5 protein-coding genes are annotated in these 5,940 nt (G+C 49.6%); 2 read left to right on the top strand and 3 right to left on the bottom strand.

The genetic code is table 11. The features are described from left to right. The coding region (locus J0895_RS16755) for a UDP-N-acetylglucosamine 2-epimerase (RefSeq protein ID WP_207089183.1) at nt 1-404 on the bottom strand (404 nt) is incomplete at its 3' end. 222 nt (nt 405-626) lie between these two features. On the opposite strand from J0895_RS16755, the gene J0895_RS16750 reads away from it, so the two are divergent. Both J0895_RS16750 and J0895_RS16745 read left to right on the top strand, forming a co-directional pair. Next, entirely contained in the window at nt 627-1,877 is a 1,251-nt protein-coding gene (locus J0895_RS16750; protein WP_207089182.1) for a type IV pilus twitching motility protein PilT, read from the top strand. 168 nt (nt 1,878-2,045) lie between these two features. Next, entirely contained in the window at nt 2,046-2,819 is a 774-nt protein-coding gene (locus J0895_RS16745) for a circadian clock KaiB family protein (protein ID WP_207089181.1), read from the top strand. A gap of 178 nt (nt 2,820-2,997) precedes the next feature. Here the strand turns inward: J0895_RS16745 and J0895_RS16740 are convergent, their stop codons facing one another. Continuing rightward, nucleotides 2,998-3,771, bottom strand: coding sequence for a hypothetical protein (locus J0895_RS16740; RefSeq protein WP_207089180.1), 774 nt, complete (start codon nt 3,769-3,771; stop codon nt 2,998-3,000). Nucleotides 3,772-3,953: 182 nt separating this feature from the next. Beyond that, nucleotides 3,954-5,390, bottom strand: a complete 1,437-nt coding sequence (locus tag J0895_RS16735) for a NupC/NupG family nucleoside CNT transporter (protein ID WP_207089179.1) — start codon at nt 5,388-5,390, stop codon at nt 3,954-3,956. Nucleotides 5,391-5,940: the final 550 nt, after the last annotated feature.

The following is a 5,940-nucleotide window of genomic DNA, read 5'->3' as shown; positions in this document are numbered from 1 at the left end:
GGATAGGGATTGAAGAGCTCATCGGTCCTTAAACCGGCTTCGACGTGACCGATCGCAATTTTTTGATAAAACGCAGCTAAAGCGCCAGCAAAAGCGGTGGTGGTATCCCCTTGGACGATCAGCAAATTCGGGGTTGTCTCTTGTAAAAACCCTTCAAGTCCCTGTAAACTACCACAGGTGATATCCGTGAGAGTTTGCTGAGGTTTCATGATCCCCAGGTCGCGATCGGCTTGCAAGTCGAACAGATGCATGACTTGCTCCACCATCTCACGATGCTGGCCGGTTAAAATAACTTGGGTCGTGAAATCGGGCGATCGCCGGAATGCCTGGATCACCGGGGCCAGTTTAATCGCTTCAGGACGAGTTCCCAGGGCAATCAAAATTTTCAGGGGAGCGTTTAGCATTGGGCGCTTTATCAGCAGGTGAACAACAGGCGGAGCTAACCCATTCTGTTAAAAGATGTCAAGTTTTGGGAAAACTCTGACAAAGATAGGGGTGAGTTAGATCTATCTTAGAATACATCCACTCGTTGATTGCTAGACTTGCTTAATCACCTGGATTCCCCCATACCATAGACTAAACCAACTCCCTAGAATTTAATCCCTGTTCGTTAAAGAGATAGAGTCATGACACAATCTCAGCGCCCACCGATGCCACCCCCGCCACCGCCGCCACCGGGTCGGCCTCCTGCGGCACGTGCTCCTGGAGCTCCCCCGATGCCACCGCCGCCACCGCCGCCACCGGGTCGGCCCCCTGCAGCACCAGCAGCGGCACCAGCAGCATCAGCAGCCCCCAAAGGTCCCGGTCCTAGTCCAGGACATCCCACCTTGCGGGATCTCGTAGTGCGTGCCAATGAAGAGGGGATTTCGGACATCCACGTGGGGGTGAATGAACTGCCGCGCTTCCGCAAGCGTGGTGATATTGCTGAGGCAGGCTATCCCGTCACCGATCTCAATACATTTATGAGTTGGTTGCGGGAGTGTATGAGCAATGAAGAAATCCAGCAGTTCCAAGAACGTCTAGACTTTGACGGGGCCTTTGACTTTGGGTTTGTGCGGGTGCGGGTCAGTGCGTTTGACTCTTTGGCGGGTCCAGCGATGGTATTGCGACTGATTGCCGCGAAAATCCTGACAATGGAGCAACTCAACTTGCCCGATGTGTTTAAAAAAGTCTGTCACTATCACAAAGGATTGATTTTGGTGACGGGGCCAACGGGTTCAGGTAAGTCTACCACAATGGCGGCGATGATTGACTACATGAATAAGAATTTCGCCTATCACATGATCACGATTGAGGATCCGGTGGAATTCGTTCATGAAAGTAAGAAATCCCTCATCAAACATCGGGAAGTTGGGCGGCATACATTGCAGTTTATGAATGCACTCAAAGGAGCACTGCGGCAAGACCCGGATATGATCTTGGTGGGAGAAATTCGGGATAAAGAGACGGTGAGTATTGCGATGAAAGCAGCGTCAACCGGTCACCTAGTCGCGGGAACCTTGCACACGAACAATGCGGTCAAAACCCTGACTCGGATTTTAGATATGTTCTCGGCAGAAGAGCAGTCATCGATTAAAGTGTCGATTTCAGAAATTCTGGTGGCGATTATCGCTCAGTTGTTGTGTAAAACCACCGATGGAAAACGGGCGGCTTTCCATGATATTCTGATTAATACCGATGTGATTCGGGAATACATCCTCAAGGATCAGTATGAAGAAATCAACCAAATCATGCTGAAGGATACTTATGAAGGGATGACGACAATGAACCGAGCACTCTATGAACTTTATCAAGAAGGTAGAATCACTGAAGAGATTGCTTTGGAACAGTCGCCCACACCGAACGAAATGGCTCAAATGCTCCGAGGCCGAATTTAAACGTTTAGAAACCCCAAGTGTGACTGTTGATCATTGCGGGTTGAGTTATGAATGTTTTGGGGTCCAAACCGGGCGATCGCGGAGCATTCATAACTCCAGTTTCTTGGGTTGCCTTCTTTGTCCTAATTTCTCAATCGCCTATTTTTTTCATTTAGCGATCGCGATTTGTTGAAAAACCCATCCTCTTCTCTTCCTCCCTTATTTAAGGGGATTGCTCTGTTTACTCCCGGTGGAGACCTGATTTACTGTATCGACCCGAGCAAAAAAAATCGGTGGCATCTGAATTTATGTGCGGTCCTGCAAGAATGGCTGGGGCTAATCGAGCCCCCCCATTTCCTGGTTCCTTGTTATACTGCCACGGTGGACCGATGGCTTGATCCCTATACCGGACAAGTGCAAACTTCTGCGATCGCCTCTGCTTCAGTCCTGCGCTATCAAGCCCTGCTGAATGCTATCTTTGAAATGGATGACTTGACCTGGGCAGTCGCCCCTTGGTCAGAAGAGCTATGTCATCCAATGGTGTTAGCCACCTATCGTCAGCAGTTTCCCCAACTCTGGGAGAATCATGAGCTGATTGTCCGCTTAGAGTCAACCGCAGACGAGGGCCGCGTTCACCCCCCGAATTTATCCCCGAAGTTGAGGTTTACTTTGTCCGAACAAACCCCGACTCAAGGATATGTGCTCCGGTTATTTGTTTCGGGTCATACAGGAGCAACGGAGAGAACCCTCAAGACCTTGCATCAGCTTTTGGAAGAGTCTTTAGGCTATCCCTATACCTTGAAAGTGATTGATGTTTCTAAACATCCAGAACAGGCAGAACAGGCTCAAGTTTCCGCTACACCTACCCTGGTCAAAATGTGGCCCTTGCCCGTGCGCCGCATTGTCGGAAATTTAGAAGATCAAGATAAAATTCTGAATCTACTTGGCTGTCTGAAATCTTAAAGTTGTTCCGATGAAAATTAGGGATAAGTAATTGTAGGGTGGGCACTGCCCACCTTATTGTAGGTGGGCAGTGCCCACCCTACAATTACTGCAATTACTTCATCCCGGGTGATTGATTAAAAAGGGCGCACAGTGTGCGCCCCATTGTTTTGCTAACAGTTGGTTCAGGGTAGGGAAATTAGAGGGGTTCGAGGGTCTCGAATAATAAGGCGATCGCCGGTTCGAGCTTAGATGCAGCCAAGTCCGTTGCTGAAATGAGCAACAAATAGACAAAGCGATCGCGCTGACGGACCAAAATTGTCCCCTGCATCGGCGTCTTATTATTGAAAATCCCAGTCCAAGGTACCAGCACCTCACCCGAGGCGATCGGTCTAAACTCATCGGGACTAAATCCTTCCCCCCGCTTAAATTCCTCAATGGCAATTTCTGCCAACTCCTCATTACTCAAGGTGCGGGCCGTCGCCAGAGGTTGAACAATCACCGTATAGGCTAAATTTCCATCAGGAGATTCGATTAACGGAATCCCCGCTGAAGTGCCAATTTTATAGGGTTGCAGAGGTCCTCTTGCCGCCGTTTCCTCTTCATTTTCAGCCGCTAAATATTCCGCCAACACTCCCACCCTAAACCGTCCCCCGGGGTCCTGATAGGGTTCTTCGCTCAACCGCACGGGACTGGCTTCTAGTTCTTCCGCAGAGAGACTCGGGGCAGTGGTGGGAGAGGGGGAAGATTGGGGAGAGGGGGAAGATTGGGGAGATGGGGGAGATTGGGTGGTTTGAGAGCCTCTTTGAGCGACTTGAATCACCCGAGGAGGAGCCTCTGCTGCGCGAGCATTTAACTGCAAATTCGAGAGACCCATCTGGGGGTGCAGGTGAACCCCATGATGGTCAGCCATCATTAAAGTCAGGGCAGTTAGCAGTCCCAAACCGAGCAGCCAAAGCCGGTTTCGTTTCATTTTCAGCTTCCTCGTTTTCATACTGGGAGTGATTGATCCAGGAAATAGGCGATCGCCGAGGGCGTCGGTACAGGATTGGTTAGAAACCGGGTTTATGCAAGCCAATATGAGCTCATCAGTCACAAAGCAACGGCAATGAAACCCGGAGTCTTGTCCCCTTGATTGAATACTGTACCCACGTCCTAGCGGCCTAAGACAGCGGCGTTACCGATATCAAATAACCCCGCTATACAGCCAGTCATTAAGGTGGCTAAAGTACCGGCCCAAAGCGCTTTAAAGCCCAAGGAGGCCACTTCATTGCGACGTTCAGGGATTAACCCGGATAACCCTCCGACAAAAATGCCGTAGGAGGCAAAATGGGTAAACCCACAGAGCACATAGCTGACAACTAAGAGGGCGCGAGTGCTCAGTTCCCCAGACTGGGCGAACACCCCAAGGGCTTGATAGGGTGGAATATTCGTCTCAAACAGCCGTCGGCCAATCAAGAGGGAACAGGTCCACAATTCCTGCCAATCTAGGGACACCCCAGTTAAAAAGGTTAGAGGTAAGAATAACATTCCCAGGAGATTGGCTAGAGGATTAGCAAAGAACTGGGTCACCAAAGAAGAGTCATCCGTTGGAGAGGCTCCAAGCACGAGAGTTGAGATCCCATTAAAGACCGCATTAATCAGGGCAACCATTCCCAGAATGGCAATAATCGCGGCAGCAATTCCCACGACCATTTTCACCCCATCCAAGGCCCCGCCAATTAAACTATCCATTGGGTTGGGACGTTTAGAGGAGTCAGATTCTTTGTCTTCGGGAATGTGACCGAGAGTTTTCGGTTCGCCAGTTTCGGGGATTAACAGTTTAGAAATCACGAAACAAGCGGGAATGGTCATAATCGAAGCGGAGACCAAGTGACCGGCAATGGAGGGAAAAGTCGGGCGCAATAAACCGGCATAGAGGGCCAAGACTGAAGAGGCGATCGAGCCAAAGCAGCTGGTCAAAATCGCGCAAAGTTCGCTGCGGGTCATGTCTAATAAAAAGGGTTTGATGGCGATCGCCGATTCAATTCCCACAAAAATATTAGCCGCCCCTGCCATCGCTTCAGCACCACTGATTCTCATGGTTTTCTGGAAAATAACCGCAAACCACTTCACCACGGGCTGAATAATATTCAGACGATACAGTAGACTGACCAATCCCGAGAAGAAAATAACTTGTGGCAAGGCGCGAAAGGCTAGAACGTAAGCAAAACCGGGATTGAGGTTATCCGTACTGAGGCGATCGCCCGCCACCGCCACGAAGGGATTACCCACAGTTCGGGCAATCCAGCGACCCGCTGGCCCTGGACCTGCCGCAAAATTGGGCTCTGCCACCAACATCGAAGCCGGTCCCCCAAATAGGAATTTCGCCCCAGCTTCCGAGGCATCCAGGACCACATTGAGGAAGCTACTCAGTCCTTCCACGAGATTGCTGCCCAACAAAAACACGATTAATCCCACAACCATTTGTAGGCCAATTCCCCAAAAGATGACTTTCCAGGGAATAATGCGACGATCTTCGGAACCCAGCCATGCAATAAAGCATAGACCCACGATTCCGAGTAATGAGAGTAAATTTAATATCGGGTTCATTTTTGATTGACGTCTCCCGCACGATAAACGGTGTGGTGATCGACTGTAAGCCAACTGGACTGGTTTAACATTCCCCCATTCCAATAGCTTGGAACCAGAGGAGGTGGGTGCGTTTTGTCCACTTCTCTTGAGGGGTAGTCAACTGGGTTTGAACCTTTAACAAAAAAGTTGACTCAAACCGATAACCGTTGACCCTTTATATCAAACGCGAAAGTGAATTTCGATTTAGACGTACCGGGCCAAATTCTAACGTTATCGGGGTATTCCTGTCTAGTTTTGCCCTCAAAATTTTGGGAAAATTCTCTCTGGGTCCGGATAAAAAATAAAATCCCCATTTGGGGAGGTTATTTGGGGGTTTTATTGACCTGGCCTCAGACCGAGTATCCCTCGTTTTGAAGCAGTCTGAGACTTTTGACACTCCCGATGTCTAAAGACACGGGGATTCTTGCATAGCCTTAGACCAAAGCCTAATTCTAATGGGCGCTGCTCATTGTGCCTCTAATAAGTCCGCTCAAATCTAGTTTGAACTTTCCCTTTACGTTTAGTTTGC

The sequence above is a fragment of the Phormidium pseudopriestleyi FRX01 genome, assembly GCF_017313335.1.
GTDB lineage: Bacteria > Cyanobacteriota > Cyanobacteriia > Cyanobacteriales > Laspinemataceae > Laspinema > Laspinema pseudopriestleyi.
The sequence above is the reverse complement of the archived record's forward strand: the minus strand, read 5'-3'. Positions and strand labels throughout refer to the sequence as shown.